22 protein-coding genes are annotated in these 23,338 nt (G+C 63.4%); 11 read left to right on the top strand and 11 right to left on the bottom strand.

The window, feature by feature from the left end; genetic code table 11:
- Window positions 1-52 precede the first annotated feature (52 nt).
- From uvrC to IE053_RS02125, 3 genes are all read left to right on the top strand, one after another.
- Window positions 53-1,975 carry an excinuclease ABC subunit UvrC gene (uvrC, locus tag IE053_RS02135; RefSeq protein WP_189571010.1) on the top strand — a complete coding sequence of 641 codons (1,923 nt, stop codon included), beginning with the start codon at window positions 53-55 and terminating at the stop codon, window positions 1,973-1,975.
- 81 nt (window positions 1,976-2,056) lie between these two features.
- A complete protein-coding gene (locus IE053_RS02130; protein WP_189571007.1) occupies window positions 2,057-3,052 on the top strand; it encodes a glycoside hydrolase family 5 protein in 996 nt (331 codons plus the stop codon).
- An 83-nt stretch (window positions 3,053-3,135) separates the two neighbouring features.
- The gene (locus tag IE053_RS02125; RefSeq protein ID WP_189571005.1) at window positions 3,136-3,597 is read left to right on the top strand and encodes a GlcG/HbpS family heme-binding protein; all 462 of its coding nucleotides are present in this window, start codon (window positions 3,136-3,138) and stop codon (window positions 3,595-3,597) included.
- Window positions 3,598-3,649: 52 nt separating this feature from the next.
- On the opposite strand, the gene IE053_RS02120 is transcribed toward IE053_RS02125, so the two are convergent.
- Complete coding sequence (locus tag IE053_RS02120) at window positions 3,650-5,098, bottom strand: leucyl aminopeptidase (RefSeq protein ID WP_189570996.1); 1,449 nt, start codon at window positions 5,096-5,098, stop codon at window positions 3,650-3,652.
- A 115-nt stretch (window positions 5,099-5,213) separates the two neighbouring features.
- On the opposite strand from IE053_RS02120, the gene IE053_RS02115 reads away from it, so the two are divergent.
- From IE053_RS02115 to IE053_RS02095, 5 genes are all read left to right on the top strand, one after another.
- Window positions 5,214-6,371 (top strand): LptF/LptG family permease, encoded by a 1,158-nt coding sequence (locus tag IE053_RS02115; RefSeq protein ID WP_189570993.1) that lies wholly within the window; start codon window positions 5,214-5,216, stop codon window positions 6,369-6,371.
- Window positions 6,368-7,471 (top strand): LptF/LptG family permease, encoded by a 1,104-nt coding sequence (locus IE053_RS02110; protein WP_189570991.1) that lies wholly within the window; start codon window positions 6,368-6,370, stop codon window positions 7,469-7,471. Before IE053_RS02115 ends, IE053_RS02110 begins: the two co-directional genes overlap by 4 nt.
- Window positions 7,472-7,546: 75 nt before the next feature.
- Window positions 7,547-9,760 carry an LPS-assembly protein LptD gene (locus IE053_RS02105; RefSeq protein WP_189570990.1) on the top strand — a complete coding sequence of 738 codons (2,214 nt, stop codon included), beginning with the start codon at window positions 7,547-7,549 and terminating at the stop codon, window positions 9,758-9,760.
- A gap of 57 nt (window positions 9,761-9,817) precedes the next feature.
- The gene (locus IE053_RS02100; protein WP_189570989.1) at window positions 9,818-11,653 is read left to right on the top strand and encodes an ABCB family ABC transporter ATP-binding protein/permease; all 1,836 of its coding nucleotides are present in this window, start codon (window positions 9,818-9,820) and stop codon (window positions 11,651-11,653) included.
- Between the two features lie 128 nt (window positions 11,654-11,781).
- Window positions 11,782-12,117 (top strand): hypothetical protein, encoded by a 336-nt coding sequence (locus tag IE053_RS02095; RefSeq protein WP_189570986.1) that lies wholly within the window; start codon window positions 11,782-11,784, stop codon window positions 12,115-12,117.
- A gap of 52 nt (window positions 12,118-12,169) precedes the next feature.
- Here IE053_RS02095 and IE053_RS02090 read toward each other — a convergent pair whose 3' ends face one another.
- Both IE053_RS02090 and IE053_RS02085 read right to left on the bottom strand, forming a co-directional pair.
- A complete protein-coding gene (locus IE053_RS02090) occupies window positions 12,170-12,808 on the bottom strand; it encodes a uracil-DNA glycosylase family protein (protein ID WP_229786025.1) in 639 nt (212 codons plus the stop codon).
- The gene (locus IE053_RS02085; RefSeq protein WP_189570983.1) at window positions 12,795-13,019 is read right to left on the bottom strand and encodes a DUF3126 family protein; all 225 of its coding nucleotides are present in this window, start codon (window positions 13,017-13,019) and stop codon (window positions 12,795-12,797) included. Before IE053_RS02085 ends, IE053_RS02090 begins: the two co-directional genes overlap by 14 nt.
- Window positions 13,020-13,125: 106 nt before the next feature.
- Here IE053_RS02085 and IE053_RS02080 point away from each other — a divergent pair, with 106 nt between their 5' ends.
- The gene (locus IE053_RS02080; RefSeq protein ID WP_189570982.1) at window positions 13,126-13,536 is read left to right on the top strand and encodes a copper chaperone PCu(A)C; all 411 of its coding nucleotides are present in this window, start codon (window positions 13,126-13,128) and stop codon (window positions 13,534-13,536) included.
- On the opposite strand, the gene mtnP is transcribed toward IE053_RS02080, so the two are convergent.
- From mtnP to petA, 4 genes are all read right to left on the bottom strand, one after another.
- Window positions 13,533-14,417, bottom strand: coding sequence for an S-methyl-5'-thioadenosine phosphorylase (mtnP, locus tag IE053_RS02075; protein WP_189570981.1), 885 nt, complete (start codon window positions 14,415-14,417; stop codon window positions 13,533-13,535). The genes IE053_RS02080 and mtnP overlap by 4 nt on opposite strands.
- Window positions 14,418-14,527: 110 nt before the next feature.
- The gene (locus IE053_RS02070) at window positions 14,528-15,484 is read right to left on the bottom strand and encodes a cytochrome c1 (protein ID WP_189570980.1); all 957 of its coding nucleotides are present in this window, start codon (window positions 15,482-15,484) and stop codon (window positions 14,528-14,530) included.
- A 6-nt stretch (window positions 15,485-15,490) separates the two neighbouring features.
- Window positions 15,491-16,804: a cytochrome b gene (locus tag IE053_RS02065; RefSeq protein WP_189570978.1), complete on the bottom strand. Its 1,314-nt coding sequence runs from the start codon at window positions 16,802-16,804 to the stop codon at window positions 15,491-15,493.
- Window positions 16,805-16,807: 3 nt separating this feature from the next.
- Window positions 16,808-17,416 carry a ubiquinol-cytochrome c reductase iron-sulfur subunit gene (petA, locus tag IE053_RS02060; RefSeq protein ID WP_189570976.1) on the bottom strand — a complete coding sequence of 203 codons (609 nt, stop codon included), beginning with the start codon at window positions 17,414-17,416 and terminating at the stop codon, window positions 16,808-16,810.
- Window positions 17,417-17,534: 118 nt separating this feature from the next.
- On the opposite strand from petA, the gene IE053_RS02055 reads away from it, so the two are divergent.
- Window positions 17,535-17,978: a tRNA (cytidine(34)-2'-O)-methyltransferase gene (locus tag IE053_RS02055; protein ID WP_229786024.1), complete on the top strand. Its 444-nt coding sequence runs from the start codon at window positions 17,535-17,537 to the stop codon at window positions 17,976-17,978.
- 49 nt (window positions 17,979-18,027) lie between these two features.
- On the top strand, window positions 18,028-18,894 hold the full coding sequence (gene hemF, locus IE053_RS02050) for an oxygen-dependent coproporphyrinogen oxidase (protein WP_189570974.1): 867 nt from the start codon (window positions 18,028-18,030) through the stop codon (window positions 18,892-18,894).
- A gap of 2 nt (window positions 18,895-18,896) precedes the next feature.
- Here the strand turns inward: hemF and IE053_RS02045 are convergent, their stop codons facing one another.
- Genes IE053_RS02045 through IE053_RS02030 form a run of 4 tightly spaced genes read right to left on the bottom strand, consistent with a single transcriptional unit; the run spans window position 18,897 to window position 23,298 of the window.
- On the bottom strand, window positions 18,897-19,328 hold the full coding sequence (locus IE053_RS02045; protein WP_189570972.1) for a hypothetical protein: 432 nt from the start codon (window positions 19,326-19,328) through the stop codon (window positions 18,897-18,899).
- A gap of 56 nt (window positions 19,329-19,384) precedes the next feature.
- Window positions 19,385-20,617 carry a hypothetical protein gene (locus IE053_RS02040; protein WP_189570970.1) on the bottom strand — a complete coding sequence of 411 codons (1,233 nt, stop codon included), beginning with the start codon at window positions 20,615-20,617 and terminating at the stop codon, window positions 19,385-19,387.
- 10 nt (window positions 20,618-20,627) lie between these two features.
- Entirely contained in the window at window positions 20,628-22,616 is a 1,989-nt protein-coding gene (locus tag IE053_RS02035) for a hypothetical protein (protein ID WP_189570968.1), read from the bottom strand.
- A gap of 37 nt (window positions 22,617-22,653) precedes the next feature.
- Complete coding sequence (locus tag IE053_RS02030; RefSeq protein ID WP_189570966.1) at window positions 22,654-23,298, bottom strand: XrtA/PEP-CTERM system exopolysaccharide export protein; 645 nt, start codon at window positions 23,296-23,298, stop codon at window positions 22,654-22,656.
- Window positions 23,299-23,338 lie beyond the last annotated feature (40 nt).

Below are 23,338 nucleotides of genomic sequence, written 5' to 3'. Positions count from 1 at the left end.
CCGCCGCGCCCGCTTCGCTATAGGCCGGAATCCGCCGAGAACCCGGAACCCGATGAGCGATTACATCAACAAGAAGCTGCGTGGCACGGAGCTGATCGCCGACCAGGTGAAACGCCTGCCGCAGCGTCCCGGTGTCTATCGCATGTTCAACGAGGCGGGCGACGTCCTCTATGTCGGCAAGGCGAAAAGCCTCAAGAACCGCGTCGCCAACTACGCCACCCTGAACGGGCATACGAACCGCATCGCCCGGATGATCTCCGAGACGGCGGCGATGGAGTTCGTGGTGACGGACACGGAGACCGAGGCGCTTCTCCTCGAAGCGAACCTCATCAAACAGCTCCGTCCACGGTACAATGTGCTGATGCGGGACGACAAGAGCTTCGCCTCGATCCTGATCGCCAAGGACCACGACTTCCCGCAGATCCTCAAACACCGCGGCGCGCAAAAACGGCCGGGCGAGTATTTCGGGCCGTTCGCTTCGGCGGGCGCAGTGAACAAGGGGATCGACACACTGCAGAAGGCGTTCCTCCTGCGCTCCTGCAACGACAGCGTGTTCGAGAACCGCGACCGGCCCTGCCTCCTCCACCAGATCAAGCGCTGCGCTGCTCCGTGCACGGGCGTCGTGAACAAGGCCGAATACGCCCAGCTCGTTCGCGAGGCGACGACCTTCCTGCGCGGGGGCAATCGCGAAGTGACGGCAGCGCTCTCCAGAGAAATGGAAGAGGCGGCGGAGGAGCTGGACTTCGAACGCGCAGCACGGCTCCGGGACAGGATCAGGGCCATTGCGCACCTGACGGAGAGCCAAGGCATCAATCCGGGATCCGTGGATGAAGCCGATGTCTTCGCAGTCCATGCCGAAGGCGGTCAGTGCTGCGTGCAGGCCTTTTTCTTCCGTGCGGGACAAAACCTCGGTTCGCGCGCCTATTTTCCGAAGGCGGACAAAGAGGACCTGCCAGCGCATATCCTCGGCGCCTTCCTGACGCAGTTCTATGACGGCCACATGCCGCCTAAGTCAATCATGCTGAACCAGCCGATCGCGGACCAGGATCTGCTGGCGGAAGCCCTGTCGATCAAGACGGGCAGGAAAATCGAGGTCTCCGTGCCCCAGCGCGGCGAGAAGCGGCAGCTTGTTCGCCACGCGCTGGTCAATGCCCGCGAAGCCCTTGCGCGACGCCTCGCGGACACGGCCAGCCAGAAGCGCCTGATGCAGGCTCTCTGCGAGACGCTCGAGCTGACGGCCTCGCCTACCCGCGTCGAATGCTACGACAACTCGCATATAGGCGGCACAGGGATGGTCGGTGCCATGATCGTCTCGGGCGAAGAAGGCTTCGAGAAGAACAAGTACCGCAAGTTCAACATCAAGGACCCGGAGGTTGCCGCGGGGGACGACTTCGGCGCCATGCGCGAGGTCCTGCAGCGCCGGTTTTCACGGCTCGTCAAGGAAAGCGCTCCGGGCCAGGACGACTGGCCTGGGCTGGTGGTGATCGACGGTGGCATCGGCCAGCTCTCGGCTGCCAAGCAGGCGATGGAGGACGCGGGCATCCGCGTCGGGCCGGACCTCGAAGGCGGCGAGATCATGCTGCTTTCGATCGCGAAGGCACGGCGCGAAGACGCTCGCGGAGGGAAGACAGCGGACCGCTCGGCGGGCGCGGTGGCCGAGCAGTTCTTCGTACCGGGCAAGCCAGCCTTCATGCTGCCACCCCGCTCGCCGGTTCTCTATTATATCCAGCGGCTTCGTGACGAGGCGCACCGCTTCGCCATCGGCGCCCAGCGTGCGAAGCGAACGAAGCAGATCACGAACAACCCGCTCGACGCGATCGAGGGGATCGGGGCCGCGCGGAAAAAGGCCCTCCTCCACCATTTCGGCTCCGCCAAGGGCGTGAGCCGCGCCAAGGCAACGGACCTGATGGCCGTGGACGGCATCTCCGAAGCCATGGCGCAGCGGATCTACGACCACTTCCACCCTCAGGGATGACCCCGCCTTGCGTTTGCGCGGTCGCAAGCGCTTGCACGAAATCCTGACAACGTTATCATACTTTCAAAAAGGGAGGATCAGGTGCGGACATTCATGGTGGGAGCGGCCCTCGTCGCATTAGCGGCGAGCCCGGTGGCGGCGCAGGAGAAGGCCGCCGCTTACGACGCCGAACGCTGCGTCAATCTCGGCAATTCGCTGGAGACGCCCAAGGGCGAGAATTGGGGCGGCCGACGCATGCGGGTCGATGATCTCGAGCGGATCAAGGCCGCAGGATTCGACACCGTGCGCATACCCGTGCGCTGGAGCGACTATGCCGCGCAGGAACCTCCGTACACGATCCAGCCCGATTTCATGGAAGAGGTCGAGACGATCGTCGATGCCGCGCTTGATATGGGTTTCAACGTCGTCCTCAACGTCCACCACTACGAGGAGATGATGCGCGACCCCCGCGGCCACGCCCGCAGGCTCATCGGCCTGTGGCGGCAGATCGCCCCACATTTCGCCGACCGCTCGGACAACCTCTGGTTCGAGACCCTGAACGAGCCGAATGGCGAATTGACCGGAAAACTGATGCAGCAGGTCCAGGCCGCGAGCGTCGCCGCGATCCGGGAAAGCAATCCCGATCGCATCGTGATCCTGATGGGCGAGGATTGGTCGGGGATCCGGAGCCTCGGCAGCAACATCGCCCCGCCCGATGACAACATCGTCTACTCCTTCCACTACTACGACCCGTTCAGCTTCACCCACCAGAAGGCCGAGTGGCTGGGCGATGCCATGCCCAAGGGCACCCGTGGCTGGGGCAGCAAGGCTGACCGCCAAGAGCTCGCCCGCGCGACGGAAACTGCGGCGACATTCGCCGAGGCGACAGGGCACCCGGTCTTCCTTGGCGAGGTCGGGGTCAACAGCCCGGTCAAGAACAAGGAGCGCGTCAAATATCTCGGCGCCGTCACCAAAGCGATGTCGGAGAAAGGCATCGCCTGGTGCATCTGGTCCTACGCCAACACTTTCGCCCTCTACGAGGACGGCAAGGGCTGGGACAAAGATGCCCTCGAAGCGCTGGGCCTGACAGCGGAATGATCGCCGCCTGATTTCAGCAGCGCAGCGATTGACCGGAGACGGCGGGAAGGCTCCCCTCGCACCGCCGTTTCAGGGAGACCACCATGCTGACCACCCTCGCGATCGCAGCGCTTTCCATCGCCTGGCAGGATGCGAGCGTCCGCCTCAACGATGCCTCGACCCAGGCCATTCTCTCCGGATGCCACGATTATGCGACGGAGAACGATCTCTCCGTCGCCGTCACCGTGGTCGATGACCGGCTGCAGCTCGTGGGTTACCGCAGGATGGATGGCCTGCGCCAAGGCCCCGCCGATCTGTCCAAGGCCAAAGCCGATTACTCGGCCCGCTGGGGGTCGGAGACCAAGGGACTGGCCGACGCCGTTTCCGAAGGCCGTCTCGGCTTTGCCCTTTCCTCCGGCGGGACGCCTATCGAGGGCGGCGTGCCGGTCTATTCGAAGGACGGCGTCCTTCTCGGCGGTGTCGGCGTCTCCGGAGCCCCGGCCGTCGAGGACGCAAGGTGCGCGCGGGCGGGCATTGCAAGGGCCGGTTTGAAAGACAGGCCGTAAAAGCTGCGCCAATCACCTCTCCTCAGAGGAGAGGTGATTTTTCCGGCGGTGGTTACTTCTCGTACTGACGAACCCATTGGTCGAGAAGGCGCACGCCGAAGCCGGTGGCGCCTTTCGGGTTGGTGTCCGTGTCTTTCTTGATCCAGGCCGTGCCCGCGATGTCGAGATGCGCCCAGGGCGTCCCCTTCTCGACGAAGCGCGAAAGAAATGCCGCCGCCGAGGACGAGCCACCGTCCCGGCCGCCGATGTTCTTCATGTCGGCCACGTCGGACTTGATCATCTCGCGGTGCGCGTCGCCGAGCGGCATCCGCCAGAGCTCGTCACCCGTCTCCTTGCCGGCTTTCGAGAGAGCCTCCGCAAGCTGATCGTCTTCGGTGAACATGCCGCCATATTCATAGGCAAGCGCGATGATGATCGCGCCGGTCAGGGTGGCGAGGTCGACAATGGCCTGCGGCTTGATCTTCTCCTGGGTGTAGGTGAGCACGTCGCCGAGGACGAGGCGGCCTTCGGCATCGGTGTTCAGGATCTCCACCGTCTGGCCCGACATGGTATCGACGATGTCGCCCGGTCGCTGGGCGTTGCCGTCAGGCATGTTCTCGACGAGGCCGATGAGACCGACCGCGTTGACCTTAGCCTTGCGGCCAGCGAGCGCACGGATGGCACCGACGACGGCGGCCGAGCCGCCCATGTCCATCTTCATCTCGTCCATATTGGCGCCGGGCTTCAGGGAAATGCCGCCGGTATCGAAGGTCACGCCCTTGCCGACAAAGGCGACCGGCTTCTCCAAACCGCCGCCGTTCCAGCGCATGACGACGAGCTGGCTCTCACGCACCGAGCCCTGGCCGACGCCGAGCATCATGTGCATGCCCAGCTTCCGGAGTTCCTTCTCGCCGAGGATGTCGACATCGACGCCCAGGCCCTCGAGTTCTTCCTTGCAGCGCAGGGCGTAGCTTTCCGGGTACAGGATGTTCGGCGGCTCCGAGACGAGATCGCGGGCGAGGTTCACCCCTTCAAGGACTGCGCCCAACGGTGCGTAATCCTCAGCCGCCGCCTTGTCGTCGGTGATGATGGTGATCTTCTCGAGCTTCGGCAGCTCGTCGGCCTCGGCCTTCTTCATGTATTTGGTGAATGTATAGGCACGCAGGGCGGCGCCATAGGCAACCTGCGCTGCCGCACCCGGAGGAGCGACGATGGCGATCGAGCGGGCCTTCTTCACCGAAGGAGCCGAGGCCTTGCCGCCGAGCTTTTGCATGGCCAGGGCGTCGTCGGCGTTGATCTCGCCCGCGCCGAGCAGGACGATGGTCGCATTGGGCAGTTTCTCGGGACCGGCGACCGTGACCGACTGGCCCGGCTTGCCGGAGAAGTCCGAAGCCTTCGCCGCGCGCTTCACCTCGGCTTCCGCGCCCTTGAGCGTGCCCGGCAGGACGATCTCCCCGTCCTTCGCCACCGGCACGTAAATCATGCCGCTTTCGGGAACCTGGTTGGTGAAGTTTAATTCCATCGTGTCATCTCCCGTCTCGTGAAGGCGTGGTGCCATGGGTTCAGGGCGTGCTAGGCGTCCCGGGCCGGAAGGGGAACCTCCCTTTCTTCACGTCCATGTCTTTCGGGGTTTCCGCTTGAGCCGTCTCGACCGCTACATTTTTCGCGCAGCTCTCCTGCCCTTCCTCCTCATCCTGGTCTGCACGACAGCGGTCGCATGGCTGACGCAGGTGCTGCAGCGCATGGACATTATCGTGGATGATGGCGGAACGCTGGCAGCGTTCCTGAAGATCACGGTGCTGCTGATCCCGAGCCTGGTGGGGATCGTGATCCCCGTCGCTCTCTTCGCTGCGTGTCTTTATGTCCTGAACGTCCTGATGGTCGACTCGGAGATCCCGGTGATGCGCGCAGCGGGGGCGAGCCGGTTCCGGATCGCCCGGCCGCTGTTGCTGCTGGGAATCCTCGCAGCGGGGGCGGTCTACATCATCAACCTCGACCTCCAGCCACGGAGCTACCGCCAGCTCCGCGAAACCGTCTGGGACGTCCGGTCAAATATCGCCTCGTCGCTCGTCCGGGATCAGGTCTTCGCGCGTGTCACCAGCGGCGTCACCTTCTATGCCGAGGACGTCAGGCCGGGCGACCAGTATGTGGGGGTCCACATCCATGACGAACGCAATCCCGAACGACCGGTCACTTACACCGCCGAGAACGGTCTCTTCACGCAAACCGAGGCTGGGCCTCGCCTCTATTTGCTCAAGGGCACTGCGCAATGGCCTGATCCCGAGACTGGCGAGATCGAGATCGTTCGCTTCGACAACACGAATGTCGGGCTTGAGGGGTTTACGAACGGTCGTCCGGTCAACAAACCTTGGGAGACATCGGAGCGCTATTTGGGCGAGCTGTTCAATCCCGATCTCAACCGTCCTTACAATCAGGAGCATCGCCTGATTTTCCTCGCGGAGGCCCATGCGCGGCTGGCGACACCTCTTTACTCGATCGCCTTCGTCCTGATCGCCGCCGTGTTCATGCTCACGGCAACAACGAGCAGGCGCGGCTATGGGCAGAGGATTCTCTACGCATCGGCGGTGGCTGGGTTGATCCGCATTCTCGGCTTCGTCGCCCAGAGCCTTGCATCCGACAATCCAAGCCTCAACTGGACCCAATATGCGGTTCCCATTTCCGCCATCGTCATCGCAAGCTTGGCTCTCATGAATCCGCGCAGCTTCTCGCTCCAAGCCCGCCGTGCGCCGGAGGGCCAGCACGACCTCTTCGGACATGCCGGGGCACGGGCATGATCGGCCTGACCCCTGCAGAACGCTACCTGATGGGTAGGACGCTGAAGGCCGTCCTCGTCCTTGGCGCCGCTTCGCTCGGTCTCACCATGTCGATCGATTTCCTCGAGGCGCTCCGGCAGGTCAGCGAGTACCCGGGTGCTGGTCCCCTCGCCGCGGCGCAGCTCACCCTCCTCCGCTCCCCGCAGCTCCTTATGATCCTGTCGCCCTTCATCATGCTGTTTGGCACGCTGATGGCGTTCGCCCAATTGGCGCGATCCCTCGAAATCGCTGTCTTCAGGGCCGCAGGTTTCTCGGTCTGGCGGATCATTGGCGCGCCAGTCTGGCTGGCTCTGGCCCTGGGCGTCGCGCTCGTCACGATCGTCGATCCGATCACCACGAAAATGGCCTATGCGGCGGATAACAAGCTTGCCGAATATCGTGGCCTGCGTGCGGAGACCCCAAGGATTTTCCGCGACGGGGTCTGGCTGCGCCAGCCGCAGGCCGGGGGCGACGTCCTGATTCTTCATGCCGACGATATCGATATCGAGACCGGCAGGCTGACCGAGGCAGTGGTCTGGCGGAAGACCGAGAACGGCACTTTCATCGAGCGCTTCGATGCGGACGAAGCCGTGCTCGACGGCGGCACGCTGACCCTGCGGGATGCATCGCGCTCGGTCCCCGGCGGTGAGCTGTCGCAACCCGTGGGCGATCGCGCCTTCCCGATGAGCTTCGCGCTCGAAGACCTCGCGGAAACCGGCAAGCGGCCCGAGGTGCTCAACATCTGGAACCTGCCCAGGCTGATGAAGCGGATCGGCGATGCGGGGATACCGCTCGAGCCCTATGCCTTGCGCCTGCACGAGCTGATTGCGACCCCGCTCAAGCTCGCCTCCATGGCGGTGCTTGCCTGTGTCTTTGCCCTGCCCATCCATTCCCGCGGAGGCGGGACGGCGAAGCTGATCCTTCAGGGGATCGCTGCGGGTTTCCTCGCCTTCATCCTCGTGCAGTTCAGCCAGGCCATCGGGGAAGCAGGCCTTATCCCCGTGCGGATCGCAGCCTGGACGCCGCCTTTGGTGACACTGCTTGTCGGGATGACGCTCATTCTTTTCCGGGAAGACGGCTGAAAGCCCTTTCGATTCGCGGTGAAGGACGGTTAACGAAATCCTTCTAAGGCCCGATTGCATATTTCAGGACCACCGATGCTCGCTGCGTTCCTCCTCCTCTTCAGCTCAGCCATCACGGTGCAGGCCGAGCCCGTGGAAACGGTGCGCGAAGGCGATGTCCTGCTCGAAGCCGACAGGATCTACCGCGAATTTGAAGATGGCCCGCTGATCGCAGAGGGCGATGTGCGCGCTGCTTCCGGGGCGCAATTCCTCCGTGCCGACCGTGTCGTCTACGACATTGCCGCCGACACCGTGACCGCGCAGGGCAATGTCGCCGTCAGGTCCGAGGACGGACAGCTTTTCTTCGGCGAGGACGTGGTGCTGTCCAGCGACCTGCGAAACGGTATCGTTGCAGCCTTCGCCGCGGAACTGCCTCCGAACGGCACGCTTGGCGCTGCGACCGCGATCAGGCGGGAGTCAGGCACCAATGAGCTGCGCAAGGCGACCTACACGCTGTGCCGGGTATGCGATGAAGGACTGCGTCGCGACCGGCCGACCTGGCAGCTGAAGGCACGCCGGGTCATACAGGACGAGAACAAGAAGAAACTCACCTTCCGGGACGCGTTCCTCGAGATTTACGGCGTCCCGGCCATGTATGTGCCCTACGTGCAGGTCCCCGACCCTTCGGTGGATCGCGCATCGGGCTTCCTCGCGCCGCAGATCGGGAGCTCCTCCGTCCGCGGAACGGAGGTCGAGGTGCCCTACTACTGGGCCATTTCGGACTATCAGGATTTCACCTTCTCGCCGCGGCACTTCGAACTCCTGGGGACACAATGGAAGGGCGAATACCGGCGGAACACCTGGAACTCCTCGGCCATCGTCCAGGCCGGGATCATCAAGCCCACCAACGATCTCAGCGCGGAAGGCGGTAACCCGGACAATGTGCGCTGGCACTGGTTCAGCAAGTACCGCCGCGAGCTGCCCGCGCAGTGGACGCTGGAAGCTGACGTCGATGCCGTGTCGGACCAGGGCTACCTCCTGATCTATGACCTCGAGCCCGATGGCGAGTTGCAGGAGGAAATCGGCATCCTTCGCCCCGACCGCCTCGAGAGCAACCTGACCTTCGACCGGCGGACAGAAAATTCGTTTACCGATGTTTCGGCCTGGCTTTTCCAGACGCTGCGGGTCCGCGAGGACCAGGCGTTCACGGCGCAGGCCCTGCCCCGCATCCGCCATGAGCGCTACTTCGACGGGCTCGGAGGCAATTTCACCCTCGGCGGAAGTTTCCTCACCCTCCTCCGCGATGATGGCCTCGATTCCATGCGCGGTTCGGGCCACCTGCGCTACGAACGGGTGAAGCTGACACGCGGCGGGCACCGCTTCGAGACCTTCGGTGAGCTGCGCGGCGATCTCTACACATACCGCGATGCGGACCTTGGCACGCAAGCCTGCAATGTCGACGACCGCGCTTACGACGCATGCAGAATGATGTTCCCGCGCGGCGGCAACGAGGAGAGCTTCTCGGTCTCGCGCTTCCTGCCGACTGTCGGTGCGGAGTGGTCTTATCCGCTGGCGAGGATCGGCGAGAATGCGAGCTTCATCATCGAGCCGCGCGTCCAGGCTGTCGTCAGCCCTGACGAGAGCTTCGCAGACGACGTCTTCAACGAAGACAGCCAGTTCTTCCAGTTCGATACGGTGACGCTTTTCGACTACAACAAGGCGACAGGGCTCGATCTCTGGGAGGGCGGGCAGCGCGTCAATGCTGGCGTCTCGACGACTGCCACGTTCGGCCAGGGCGTCACCGTGAACACGCTGGTCGGTGGGCAGTTCAGGGCCAAGTCGAGCGACGCCTTCAACGACAATACGGGCATCGGGGAGGTCCAATCAGACATCGTCGGCGCTGTCGACGTGAACCTCGGCAGCAACTTCGCGATCGACAACCGTTTCCGCATCGACGACGACACGGGCTCCTTCCGGCGCGTCGAATCCCTCGTGCGCGGGAGGCTGGGCCGGTTGTCGGGCCGGCTCAATTACCTCCGTATCGAGAGCGACGACTTCGAAACCGACCAGGTGCTCGACGAATTCCTCGTTGTTTCCGCCGCCCTCAAAGTGACGAAGAACATCAACCTCGCCTATAGCCAGGCCCAGAACCTCGACAGCGGCTCGACCACCAATACGCAGCTCGCGCTCAGGCTCGCGAACCGCTGCGCAGGCATGACGATCCTCTACCGCTTCGACGATTCCACCGTGCCTGGGTTCCAGCAGGATCGCGAGCTGCTGTTCCGGGTGCAGGTGCTGGGCTTCAATTGATCCTTGCTGCCTGATGTCGCGGGTCGCAATGCGGTGATGAGCGCTTAAGTTCCACCGATGCAAGGCTCAGCCCGGAAACTCGAAGAGGTCCGCGAAACGACGCTGGCCGAACAGCTCGGCAATCTCCGCCTCCTGCTCCCCTATCTGTGGAGGAAAGGACGGCCGGGGTTCAAGCTGCGGATCATCCTCTCCCTTTTGGTCATCCTGCTCGGCACTTTCATCACCGTTCAGGCGCCCCTCGTGCTGGCAGACGGTATCAACAGGCTCGCCGAGACGGACATGACGGGCGCGGCGATCGCCAGCGTCTTCGGCTTCATCATCGGCTATGGCGTGCTGCGCTTCTTGTCGGTGGTCATCCCGAACCTGCGCGAATTCCTGTTCGCCAGGGTTGGCCAGACGGCGCAGCGGGAGGTCGGCGTCGATGTCTTCCGCCACCTGCAGAACCTGTCGCTGCGCTTCCACCTCGAACGGAAGACCGGCAGCCTGTCGCGGATCATGGAGCGGGGGAACAGGTCGATCGACTTTCTGTTCCGCTTCCTCCTCTTCAATATCGGGCCGACCCTGATCCTGCTCGGTTATGTCTGCGTGATCTTCGCGGCCCGCTACGAGATCGCGCTGTCGCTCATCGCGGCCGTGACGGTGATCGGCTATTTCTGGTTCACGATCGCGTCGACCGAATGGCGGCTGAAGTTCCGTAGGAAGATGAACGAGAAGGACCAGCTCGCCTCGTCGCGGTCAGTGGATGCGCTTCTCAACTTCGAAACGGTGAAGCTCTTCGGGGCGGAGAAGCGGGAGACCGAGCGCTTCTCCAAGGCACTCGAGGACTACCAGGACGCCGCGATCCGCTCGAACCGTTCCCTCGCCTGGGTGAACATCGGCCAGGCTGCCGTGGTCAATGGCGGAATGGTCGCCGCCCTCGGCATCACGGCGCTCGGGGTCGCGGAAGGCCGTTACGGCATTGGCGAGGTGACTGGCGTGAGCCTTATCATGATGCAGCTCTACCAGCCGCTGAACATCCTCGGCTTTGCCTATCGCGAGATCAAACAGTCACTCATCGACATGGAGAAGATGTTCGACCTCTTGAAGATCGAACCCGAGGTGAAGGATGCTCCGGGTGCGCAGGATCTCGACGTCGATGCCTGCTCCGTCCGCTTCGACGATGTGCATTTCGGCTATGACCCGCGGCGCGCGGTTCTCAAAGGGCTGAGCTTCGAGGCCGAAGCTGGGAAAAAAACAGCAATCGTCGGTCCGTCCGGCGCAGGCAAGTCGACCATCGCCCGGCTGATCTTCCGCTTCTACGATGTCACCCAAGGCGCGATCACGATCGGCGGGACCGACATTCGCGACGTCACGCAGGACAGCGTCAGGCGGAACCTCGGTGTCGTTCCTCAGGACACGGTGCTGTTCAACGATACGATCTCCTACAATATCAGCTACCCGCGACCCGAAGCGACGAAGGACGAGATCGAGCGCGCGGCGCAGATGGCGCAGATCCATGAGTTCGTCTCCCGCCTGCCCGATGGGTACGAAACACTGGTTGGTGAGCGGGGCCTCAAGCTCTCCGGCGGGGAGAAGCAACGGGTGGCGATTGCACGGACGATCATCAAGAACCCGCCGATCCTGATCCTGGACGAGGCAACCTCAGCACTCGACAGTGAAACGGAGGCAGAAATCCTCACCTCCCTGAACGCGCTTGCCTCGGGCCGGACGTCCATCGTCATTGCGCACCGGCTGTCCACGATCATAGATGCGGACAAGATCGTAGTGGTGGACGGAGGGGTCGTGGCCGAAGAAGGAACGCATGAGGAGCTTCTCGGCAAGGGGGGCCTTTATGCACGTCTGTGGAAGCAGCAGTCTTCCACACGCGCGCGTGAAGAATTCGAACAGGCCTGACGGGTCTTGAAACAAACCTCACAAGGAGTCGCGAAGTTTCCTAAAATGCCGGAGAAGCAGCAAGGGTCCGAACTCGATCGTTACCTCAGTGTTAGAGGGGGCAAGACAACACACGAAAGGGGTTTGTCATGGGAAAAATTGTAGCTGCTGTCGTGGTCGTGGTCCTCGCATTCCTCGGATACACGTTCCTGTTCGATACCGATGTCGGAGGCGGCAAGATGCCGGAAGTCGACGTCGACGTTGAAGGCGCTGAACTTCCTGAAGTCGAGGTTCGCGGTCCGGAAGTCACCACCGGTACGAAGGAAGTGACCGTTGAAGTCCCGACTGTCAGCATTGACGTGCCGGAAGACGATGCCGACGGCGAAGAGACCGAAATCACGGACGATGAAGGTCTCAATGTGGACGTCGAAGGCGACGTCGATGTCGATGTCGAAGAGAACGATGGCGACGAACCGACGCGCTAAGCACGGCTCTTCCAGTTCGTGAAGATGGAGCCCGGCCCCGTGCCGGGCTTTTTCATGTCCGCTCCAGCGCCCGGCGCACGTCGGCCCGTATCGCCGGGACAACCTCTTCCTCGAACCACGGGTTTTTCTTCAGCCACCCTGTGTTCCGCCAGCTCGGGTGCGGCAGGACATAGAGCTTCGCTCCGGTCGCAGGATCTCGCGGATAGTCGCGCCACGCCCGCACGGTCTCGGTCAGGGTCTTCCGGCGGGCACCGCCCAAGTGCCAGGCCTGCGCGTAACTGCCGATCAGGAGGGCGAGGTCGAGGTCTCCCCGCAGATGCTCGAGCGCCCGCTCCCGCCAGATCTCGGCGCAAACCCTGGGCGGCGGGCGATCGCCGCCCTTCCCTGTCTTCCCGGTCCCGTCATAGCCTGGAAAGCAAAAAGCCATCGGGACGATGGCGAAGGACCCGCTGTTGTAGAACTGGGCTTCGCTCACCCCGAGCCACTGGCGCAGGCGGACGCCCGAGGGATCGAGAAAGGGCATGCCGCCCTGATGGGCAAGGTTGCCAGGCGCCTGGCTGAAAATGCCGATGCGCGCGCCTTCGGGCAGTTGGAAGACGGGACGCGCCTCGGGGATCAGGCCATGCCGCTCGCAATGGCGGCAGGCCGATAGCTCCTTGCGAAACGCCGAAAGTGGCTCAGGCCGAGCCAATGGTGTCGAGATCGACGTCGAGGATAGCCATGTGGAAGTCGTAGGACAGGTCCTCGTCTTCATCGTCACGGCTCAGGACGCCGATGAATTCCTCGCCGATGTAGACTTCGGCGCTGTCATCCTTGTTCGGACGCGCGCGTACGGTGAGAGTCTGGTCATTGAAACGGCGACGCAGGAAATTCTGCAGCTTCGCAACTTCTTGAGTGTCCATGGTGCTCCTTTCGGCTGGGCACGGTCCCCCGCGCCCATTTATGGGTTTCGCGCTGGCCTGCGGTTTCGTAGGGCCGACGTCAACTGTCCAACCATGTGGAGCCGCCATGCGCGCCGTCATCCTTTCCCTTGTCGCGAGCATAACTCTCTTTGCCTGCGGGTCGGGCGACGATGCTCCCACAGGCTTCATCCGCCTGCCAGCCGACGGAGCGATGATGACGGCGGCCTACCTGACGGTGACGCGCGACAGCGATGACCGCCTCATCAACGCCGAGATCGAAGGCGTCGAGCGGATCGAACTGCATACGAATACCGAGACCGACGGCGTCATGCGCATGCGACGGGTCGAAGGGTTCGAGGTCAAGGCGGGAGAGCCGCTGGTCCTCGCACCGCGCGGCGATCACCTGATGCTCATCGGTCTCGATGAAGGTTTCGAGGAGGGCGAGGAGCGCAAGGTAACGCTCATTTTCGAAAGCGGCGCCGTCGAGGTGATCGAACTCCCGGTTCGGAGAAACTAGCCCAGAACGCGGCCTGCGATCGTCTTCAGCTTGCGGAGGACCTGCGGGTCGCGAGCTTCGGGAGGCGTCACGATAGCGAAATCGAGACAGGTCTCGATGCCGTCAGGGCTTGGCGTGCGCTCAGGCCCGATCATCCTGGCAATCTCGGCAACGGTGCGCTGGCCCGCATCGCGGTTCTGGGCGAGAATGGCGAGAACCGAAGCGACATCGACCGGCCCCTCATCCTCGTGCCAGCAGTCGTAATCCGTCACCATGCCGAGGATCGCATAGGGAAGCTCGGCCTCGCGGGCGAGCTTGGCCTCCGGCATGGCGGTCATGCCAATGACGTCCATGCCCCACGAGCGGTAAAGCTCGCTCTCCGCCTTGGTCGAGAATTGCGGGCCTTCCATGACGAGATAGGTGCCGCCGCGGTGGACCCTGGCACCGGCCGCTTCCGCAGCCTGAGCGGCTTCTTCGGTCAGGCGCGAGCAGACTGGGTGCGCCATCGAGACATGGGCGACGCAGCCGCTTTCAAAAAAGCTCGGTGTGCGTCCCTTCGTACGATCGACGAACTGGTCGACGGCCACGAAGTCTCCCGGAGCCAGCTCCTCCCTGAACGATCCGCAGGCGGAGAGGCTGAGCATGTCCGTGGCTCCCAGCATCTTCGCTGCCGCGACGTTGGCGCGTGCGTTAAGCTCGGACGGCGGGATGGTGTGGCCCTTGCCATGCCGGGAAAGAAAGAGAACACGGACACCGTTCAGTCTACCGATGGTTACTGGAGCCGAGGGCATCCCCCATGGCGTCTCGATCTCGCGCTCTTCCTCGATCGTCAGGCCGGGCATCTCGTAAATGCCCGAGCCGCCGAAAATGGCGAGGCAGGTTTCGCGGGTCTGTTCGGTCATGGTGCCCTCCTGGTGATCGGGCCGGAGTAGCAAACCCACCCGCCAGTCCAAAAAGAAAAAAGCCGCGGAGGTCGCTCTCCGCGGCTTCGTTGCTTGGATGCGGTGACGTCTTACTTCTCGACGTTGCGCCAGACCTGGCGGTACGAGGCGTAAGTCACACCAGCGAAGATAAAGAGATAGGCCATCACATAGGTGCCCATGCCCTTGCGCTCCTCGAGCTTGGGCTCGGCAGCCCATTGCAGGAACGCGGTGACATCTTCAGCGTACTGAGACACCGTCTCGGGCGAGCCGTCTTCATAGGTAACGATACCGTCCGACAGCGGCGGAGCCATCTTGAAGGCACCGCCATAGATGTAGCCTTCTTTCGAGACGTAACCCTCTTTTTCGTCCTCGCGGATCTTGTCCTCGAGAAGGTGGCCCTCCTCATCGAGGTATTCTTCCTTCATGAGGCCGAGCGTGTCACCGGGATAATACGGGTTATAGTAGTTGCCCGGCGGGACTTCGATCGTGTTCAGCTCGCCGTCCGGATAACCCGTCAGCAGGCTGTAGATATAGTCGGGGCCGTGCGGCCGGGCCTTGGCGATCAGGCTCTGGTCCGGCGGATAGGCGCCGCCATTGGCTGCCGTCGCCTGCTGCACATTGGCGTAGGGCGACGGGAAGTAATCAGCCGGCAGGCCGGGGCGTTCGAACATGTCGCCGAATTCGTCCGGGCCGTCCGTGATCGTGTATTCAGCCGCGAGCGATTTGATGATCGGGTTCTGCGAAGGAACCGAACAATCCGTGCTCTCGCCGAGGCCAAGCTCTTCGGGACACTCTTCAACGTAGAAAGGACCACCCTTCTCACCGAGGTGACGAAACGCCACGAGCTTCAGCGAGTGACAGTTGGCACAAACCTCGCGGTAGACCTGGAAGCCGCGCTGGAGCTGAGGCTTGTCGTAGCGGCCGAACGGACCCTCCCAGGACCATTCCTTGTCCTTGAGAGGCTTGGTCCCGCCGGTGGCGGCACCGGCCGCCATCGGGAGGGCTGCCGCAGCGATCGCCGCGGCGCTGAGGAGACGTTTCAGCATTCTCAATTACTCCGCAGGGCTCGGCTGGGCGCCGCCGGTGATGGGGGCCGGGCTCTTCGCCTTGCCCTTCTGGTTCTTGTCGGCGAGCACCGCTTCGCTGATCGACTTCGGCAGCGGCAACGGCGTCTCCGTGACCGAGAGCACCGGCAGGATCACCAGGAAGTAGGCGAAATAGTAGAGCGTGAAGCCCTTCGCCAGCGCCACGTAGATCCCTTCCGCCGGCATCGCGCCGAGATAGCCGAGCGCGAAGAAGCTGATCATCAGCAGGAAGAAGAACTGCTTCGCGATCGGACGGTAGCGCATCGAGCGCACCTTGGAACGGTCAAGCCAGGGCAGCACGAACCAGATGAGGATCGAGCCGAACATGACGATCACGCCGCCGAGCTTCGAGTTGATGAAGAGGAAGTTGAAGTCGATCGCGCGGAGCATCGCGTAGAACGGCAGGAAGTACCATTCGGGAACGATGTGCGCCGGGGTCACGAGCGGGTCCGCTTCGATGTAGTTGTCCGGGTGGCCAAGCGCGTTCGGCATGTAGAACACGAAGGTCGCGAACAGCAGGAGGAAGACGACGATCGCGAAGCCGTCCTTCACCGTGTAGTACGGGTGGAACGGAACCGTGTCCTTCTTGACGTCCTTCACTTCGACGCCCGACGGGTTGTTGTTCCCCGGCACGTGCAGCGCCCAGATGTGCAGGATCACGGCACCCGCGATCAGGAACGGCAGCAGGTAGTGCAGCGCGTAGAAGCGGTTGAGGGTCGGGTTGTCGACCGAGAAGCCGCCCCACAGCAGCGTCTTGATCGGGTCACCGATGACGGGAATCGCCGAGAACAGCGAGGTGATGACCGTCGCGCCCCAGAAGCTCATCTGGCCCCACGGCAGGACGTAGCCCATGAATGCAGTCGCCATCATCAGGAGGAAGATCACCACGCCGAGAATCCAGAGGATCTCGCGCGGCTCCTTGTACGAACCATAATAGAGGCCGCGCGCGATGTGCGCATAGACCGCGATGAAGAACATCGAGGCGCCGTTGGCGTGCGTGTAACGCATCAGCCAGCCATAGTTCACGTCGCGCATGATCTCTTCGACCGACTGGAAGGCGAGGCTCGTATGCGCGGTGTAGTGCATGGCCAGCACGACACCGGTCACGATCTGGACCATCAGGCAGATCGCGAGGATGCCGCCGAAGGTGTACCAGTAGTTCAGGTTCTTCGGCGTCGGGAAATCGACAAAGCTGTCATAGCCGAGCCGGATGATCGGCAGGCGCTCGTCGATCCATTTCTCTATGCCGGTAGAGGGAACGTATGTGCTTTCGTGAGACATATCTTACCCCAGGCGAATGGTGGTGTCGGAGATGAATTCGAGCGGCGGCACCGTGAGGTTGTCTGGCGCCGGACCTTTCCGGATGCGCCCGAGGCTGTCGTAGTGCGACCCGTGGCAGGGGCAGAACCAGCCGCCATAGTCGCCGCGGTTCTCGCCGGGCTCGGTGCCCAGGGGGACACAGCCAAGGTGCGTGCAGACACCGGTGACGACAACGAAACCGCCGTCGACGGTTCGGTTCTCGACCGTGGCGAGCCCGTTCGGGATGTTGGCGTTGCGGGCGTCCTTGTCCTTGAGCGCCGAGAGCGGCGTCTGGGCGTCGGCTTCGAGCTCGGCCTCGGTCAGGCGCCGGATGAACACCGGCTTGCCCTGCCAGATCGTCTTGACCGCCTGTCCAGGCTCGACGCCAGCGACACTGACTTCCTTGGTCGCGAGCGCGCGAACCGCCGCATCGGGGGCAAGCTGCGCAACGAGGGGGATGACGATTCCGACGCCTGCCGCAGCGGCCAGTCCGCCCGCAAGCAGGTGAATGAAATCGCGTTTCGTCGGCTCGGAGCTGTCGGGCTGGACCCAGTCGCCCTTGGGGCCGGTGGTGGTTTCTGACGTGGAACTCATCGTCGTCCAGAATTCCTTTTCAAATTTTCGCTCGCGCATGCCACTAAGCGCCCGCAAGGTCTAGAGCGCAGGTGACGGATAGACCCCGAAAAGTCCATGTGCCGGGAGGTCGCGCGACGTGTTGAGACTGGCGCTCTACCAACCGGAAATTGCCGCAAACTTAGGAGCGGCAATCAGGATCGCCTCTTGTTTCGGCGTTCCTCTCCATGTGATCGAGCCTTGTGGCTTTCCCTGGCGGCACCGCGATATTGGCCGCGTCGCCATGGATTATGACGCCTCCCTGAAGCGCCATCGTGACTGGGAATGCTTCGAAGCCGAAGTTCCGGGCCGCCGGGTCCTGCTGACGACTCACGCGGATAAACCGGTCGATGCCGTCGCATTTGAAGACGGCGACATCATCCTTCTGGGACAGGAAAGCGCCGGCGTGCCGGAACACGTCCATGACCGCGCCGACGAACGGGTCCGCATCCCTCTCGCCCCTTCGGCCCGAAGCCTGAATGTCAGTGTCGCGGGAGCCATCGCGCTCGCCGAGGCGAGCCGACAGCTCGGACTCTTCAGGTAAGATATTTTCCTGATTGGTTCCGGCTTAGAACGTCCGCTATCGCAGCCCCATGACCGATCTCGACGAGCGTAAGCGTACCGCCAGTGCCTGGTTCAAGTCCCTTCAGAAGCAATTGATCGCGGCCTTCGAGAAGCTCGAGGACGACGCAGGGCCGCTCTACGCGGACATGGAGGCTGGGCGCTTCGACCTCGAAGAATGGGAGCGCGGCCCGAATCAGGGCGGCGGCCGCATGGGCATGCTGCGTGGCCGCGTCTTCGAAAAAGCGGGCATTCATTTCTCCGAGGTCCATGGCGAGTTCTCGCCGGAATTCCGGAAACAGATTCCGGGTGCCGAGGAGGACCCGCTCTTCTGGGCGGCGGGAATCAGCCTGATCGCCCACACACGGAATCCCCATGCGCCCGCGGCGCACATGAACACCCGCTTCGTCTGCACGACGAAGACCTGGTTCGGAGGCGGCGGTGACCTCAACCCGATGCTGGACCGCTACCGGACCCAGGAGCACGAAGACACCATCGCGTTCCACAAGGGCATGGAGGAAGCCTGCGCCAAAAGCCCGTCAGGAGACTACGCGCACTTCAAGGCATGGTGCGACGAGTATTTCTGGCTACCCCACCGCAATGAACCGCGGGGGGTCGGAGGCATCTTCTATGACCACCTGAACACTGGCGACTGGGGTGCTGATTTTGCGCTGACAAAAGCAGTTGGCGAAGGTTTTCTCTCAACCTACCCCACACTCGTCGCGAAGCGCATGGACCAGCCATGGACCGACGCTGACCGCGAGGAACAGATGTTCCGCCGCGGCCGCTACGCCGAGTTCAACCTGCTCTACGACCGTGGCACGACCTTCGGCCTGAAGACCGGCGGCAATGTGAAATCGATTCTCTCGAGCCTGCCGCCGATCGCCACCTGGCGCTGAGGCTAGTTCTCGCCCTCGCCGCGGATCCCGTTGATCGCGGCGAAAATGGTGAGAACAGCAAGGGCAAGGGTCGCCCAGGCACCCCAGCCGACGGCTGTGAGGCCCTGCTCGCCCATCGCGCCGAAGGCCGTGAGGCCGGCAGCGCCGAGGCCCGCGGCCCCCGCGGCAAGAACCCCGAGGCTCGTCAGCCGACCCACGAAGGGCAGAAGACCGAGCACGGAAAGAACGGCCGCCGCGGCGCCCCCTGCGACGGTGTAGCCGATGAGCTGGTCATTGAGCGAGCCGTCCGGCCGGCACTCCGGCGCTGTCGGCAGTTTCACGTCGAGGAGGCATTCGACCGTGTTGCTGGCGTATTCGGAACCGGTCGAGCCCCCTGCCCAAGGACCGAAGAAGGCCACGATGGCCATGGCGAGTGGGAGAATAATGCGGATCATACTGAACACCCCGATGTCTGATCGGGGCGAAGGTTAACCGAGTTTAACCGTCTGGACTACTCCCCAGAGGCCCGATCAACGGGTTCGCGCAGTGATTTCACGAAATCTTCCGATGCCTTGAGCACCCGCCGGCGACGCTCTGCAGCCGCAGATTGCAGCGCCTCGGTCTCGGTCCTGATATAGGCGAGATGGCCTTGGAGCGATGCGAGCTCCTTCGCGATACCCTTGAGCCCTTCGATGACGGCCGGGTCGAGACCCGCTTTCGGATCATTGGCAGGCCCGTCCTCGGGCAGTTTCGGCTGGCGCAGCTCGATCTTCGGAAAATCGACGGCCAGCGAGCGTTCGAGCCGCGCATCGAGCGCGTCCTCGTCCGCCTGCCGCTCATCGGCTGGTTCGGCGCGCGTGCCGGCCGGTTCGTCGGCTCTCTGCTGCGAAGGCTCATCAAGCGCGAGCAGCGCTTTCTCAATGTCGTCGGGCGTCGGGATGGCTTTCGGGCGCGCGCCTTGTTGCTCTGGCCGCTCAGGCTCGGGCGCGTCAGCACCGCCAGCGGGCTCCGCATCGTCGAGATGCCGGACCGAGATCCGTCCCACGCCCTCGCCGGTGGCGCGTGCATGGGCTTCATCCAGCATCGGCCCCACTTTCGCGATCGCGCCGCCAGTGCGCTTCCGGATTTCCTCGGCGGCGTCGTTCGACAGGCGCATCCGGCCACCGAAAAGCTGGTCGGCGAGGGACTCGATCTCATCGGTCAACATCCCGCCGAGCATCAGCGGCGGCGCCGGGAAAGCGCTGGCGGCATCGACATCATCAGTCGTGGCGATCAGTGGCAGGGAAATCCCACCCTGCGCGCGCCGGACGGTCAGCGCGACCAGCGCATCCACGGCCTGCGGCTCAAGACGGTGCAGGTCGGTGACAAGCACAGCCGTGCGGCGTCCCGCTTCGGCACAATCCTCGAGATAATCCTGAAGGGCGAGCTTGGCCGGTGATCCCGGGACGGGAGCGAGGCCGAAGCCTGCGAGGATCGCTTCAGCCATGTCCCCGGAAACGAGCATGTCGGCCCTGAGCGCGATCACGGCGTCGTCCGAAGTGCGGGCTTCCTCGACCCAGGCGTGCAGGGCCGTGCGCTTCCCGATACCCTCGGAACCCGCAAGGATCACCGGGAAAACGCGCTGGTTGAATGCGTGGTCGAGGGCATCGAAGACGCGTCGCATGGCGCTTGTGCGGAAGAGGAACCCCGCCTTGCGGGCCACGGCGAAGGGCGCGGCCATGTTGCCTTGTTGCGCCCTCATCATGTCACCTCCGTCAGAACGTCAGTCGCGTACCCACGCGGACCACATTCTCCTGGAAATCAAAAGGCGTGCCACCGAAGAGGGAAAGCGGCCCACCCGTTTCGTCCACGTCGCGACGAAGGTGGCTGTATCCGGCCGTCACCGCCCAGCGGCGATTGATCGCGTACCCAGCCGTGACGCCGAAAAGAAACTCGCTCGCATCGCGGTCGAAGGGATTGGTGCTGTCCTCATCCGCGATGAGGTGAAGCGACCTGGCCTGGACACCGACCCGAAGGCGGCGGTTGAGATTGCGGCTCACCTGCGCGCCGACCGAAATCCGCTTGCTCGGCGCGCCCGGCTCGATCCCATCATCGGGATTGGGGTCGAATTTCTCCGGAATGATGACGAAGCTGTTGATCGCCCAGCTCGTGCGACCGGCATTGCCGCTGAGATTGGCGTTTACGTTCGTGATCGGGCGGATTGTCAGGTCGCCTTGGCTGATCTGTGCCGCATTGCCAAAACCGACATTGACCAGGCTCTGGACGTCCCGGTCCGAGAACGCGATGTTCTGTGAACGCAGCTGCTCGATGAAATTGATGCCGACATTATTGAGTCGGACCTGCTGCTCCTGAAGCTCCTGCAGGCCGGAGGACAGCCGCCGGTTGACGCCCACGGAGGCGCGCATGCGCGGAGTGATGATCCAGCGCAGGTCGCCGTTGATCTGCGTCCCGTTAAAACGCTCGCCGACACTCAGCGAGATCGAGCTGCCCTTCGATGAACGCAGCGAGAAACCTGCCGTGTAAAAGGCACCGGAAATATCGCTCGTCGTCTCGGGCTGCGGCGTTGGAGGCGCCGTCGGGTCGAGTGGATCGACGAGCGGTGCAGGTGTCGAGGCGATCTCCGCATCGTCATAGCCGACGACGCCAAGAAGCGAGAAACGCGGATTGACGTCATAGTTGACGGCGACACTGCCGCTCAACTGGTCGAGCGTCTGTTCAGGCCGCGTGTCCGTGCCCTCTTCCTCGAAACGTCGCGCGAAGACCTCGGTCGAGAAACCGAGCTTCGGCAGCAGGCTGCCGCTCGAATAGGCGATCCGCGCCTCGTTGCTGACGCTGTCGCCGAGCTGGGGCACGGTGCCGCCAAAATTGGGATCGTCGACCTCGTCGATCACGACCACCGAGGAGTTGCGCAGCCGCAGCTCCACCGCCTGCTGGGACGGAAGGTCGATCCGCGAGCCCGGACTGATGAAGAAACCGCCGACGATGATCTCGCCGAAGTTCTGGCCGGCCTGCTGCTGGGTCAGGAACCCGCCATTGCCGCGCTGCTGCTCGGTCACGAAGCCGCCGCCTTCGATGAAGAGCAGCTTGTCGACGATATCCACCTGCGCGATGCCGGAGATGTTCGGATCGACGAAGGTCTCCCGGAAGGCGCCGCGGCCCCCGACGACAGGCTCGATCGTCACCCCCTGCGGGACCTGGTCGAGAATCGCGGGCAGGTTGCCTTGGATATCGTCCTCGACTTCCTCGGCGAATGTCGTGCCGTCGAAATAATGCCCTACGCGGACCGTGCCGCGCAGGAGCCCGCGCATGCCCGGACGGCTCATCACCGAGGCCCCCGACATGGAGGCCGAAGCGAAGAGCTTGCCGATTTTCTCGAGGGGCACCGTATCGCTGACCGGGACCACCGCCTGTACCGTCGTGCCGTCGGGCAGGGTCACGTCCTCAAGGGTAGAAGCGAAGGCCTGGCCGTCGAGCAGGAAGCGGCGCTCATAGTCGCCCTCCTGGATACGGGCGAAATTGTCCGTGTAGTTCAGCGAAAGATCGAGCGACCAGCTGTTGATGAGCGAGCGCCCCTGACGCCCGCCCGAAACGGCAGGTGTCCCCTTTGAGGGCTGGACCGTCGGCGCCTGGACGCCTCCGGTCTGGCCTGGCTGGTTCTGGCCCTGCTGGAGCTGCGCCTGCGCCGTCCCAACGAGAAGCGCCGGCAAGGCGGCGGAGAGAAGTAATCGTCGGGATGAGGTCAAGGTACGCTCCCTCTCAAGCTGTGCCGCAGGTCCCCTGCTAGAAGATGGCTTCCGGGATCAGGATCACGTCACCCGGCTGCAGCGCGACGTCGGCGCTGACATCGCCATTCCGCAGAAGGTCACCGAGCCGAAGGCGGTAGGTCTGTTTGTCCTCGCCACGGCCGCGGATCAGCTTGGCCCGGTTGCCCGCTGCGAAATCGGTGAGGCCGCCGACTGAAATCATCACGTCGAGAACAGTCATGCCCGCCTGGTACGGGATTGCCGAAGGCTGCTGCGCCTCGCCAAGGACCCGGACCTGCTGGTCGAAAGTCGAGGAGAAACCGCTGACGATGACGGTAACTTCGGGGCTGCGGACATATTGGCCGAGCCTGTCTTCGAGCTCGGCGCTCAGTTGCGTCGGCGATTTGCCCGCGGCGATGATGTCTTCCACCAGCGGGGTCGAGATACGACCGTCGGGCCGGACCTGCACCTGCGCGGAAAGCTCCGGCGCACGCCAGACGAAGACCGTCAGAGAGTCATAAGGCCCGATCACATATTCAGGGTATTCCTGGTCCTGCAGGGTCGTCGTGTCGACGCCTTCGCTCGGCGGCGCCTCGTAGCGGGTGAAAGGTGATCCCGCAGTCGAACAGGCAGTGAGGCCCGCGGCCCCTAGGAAAAGCGCGAAAGCGCCAATAATGCGCATGATATCCACCCTCAATCGTCGGAACTCGCCGACGCAATTA

The sequence above is a fragment of the Parvularcula lutaonensis genome, assembly GCF_014651915.1.
GTDB lineage: Bacteria > Pseudomonadota > Alphaproteobacteria > Caulobacterales > Parvularculaceae > Parvularcula > Parvularcula lutaonensis.
This window is presented reverse-complemented; position numbering and strand designations above follow the sequence as displayed.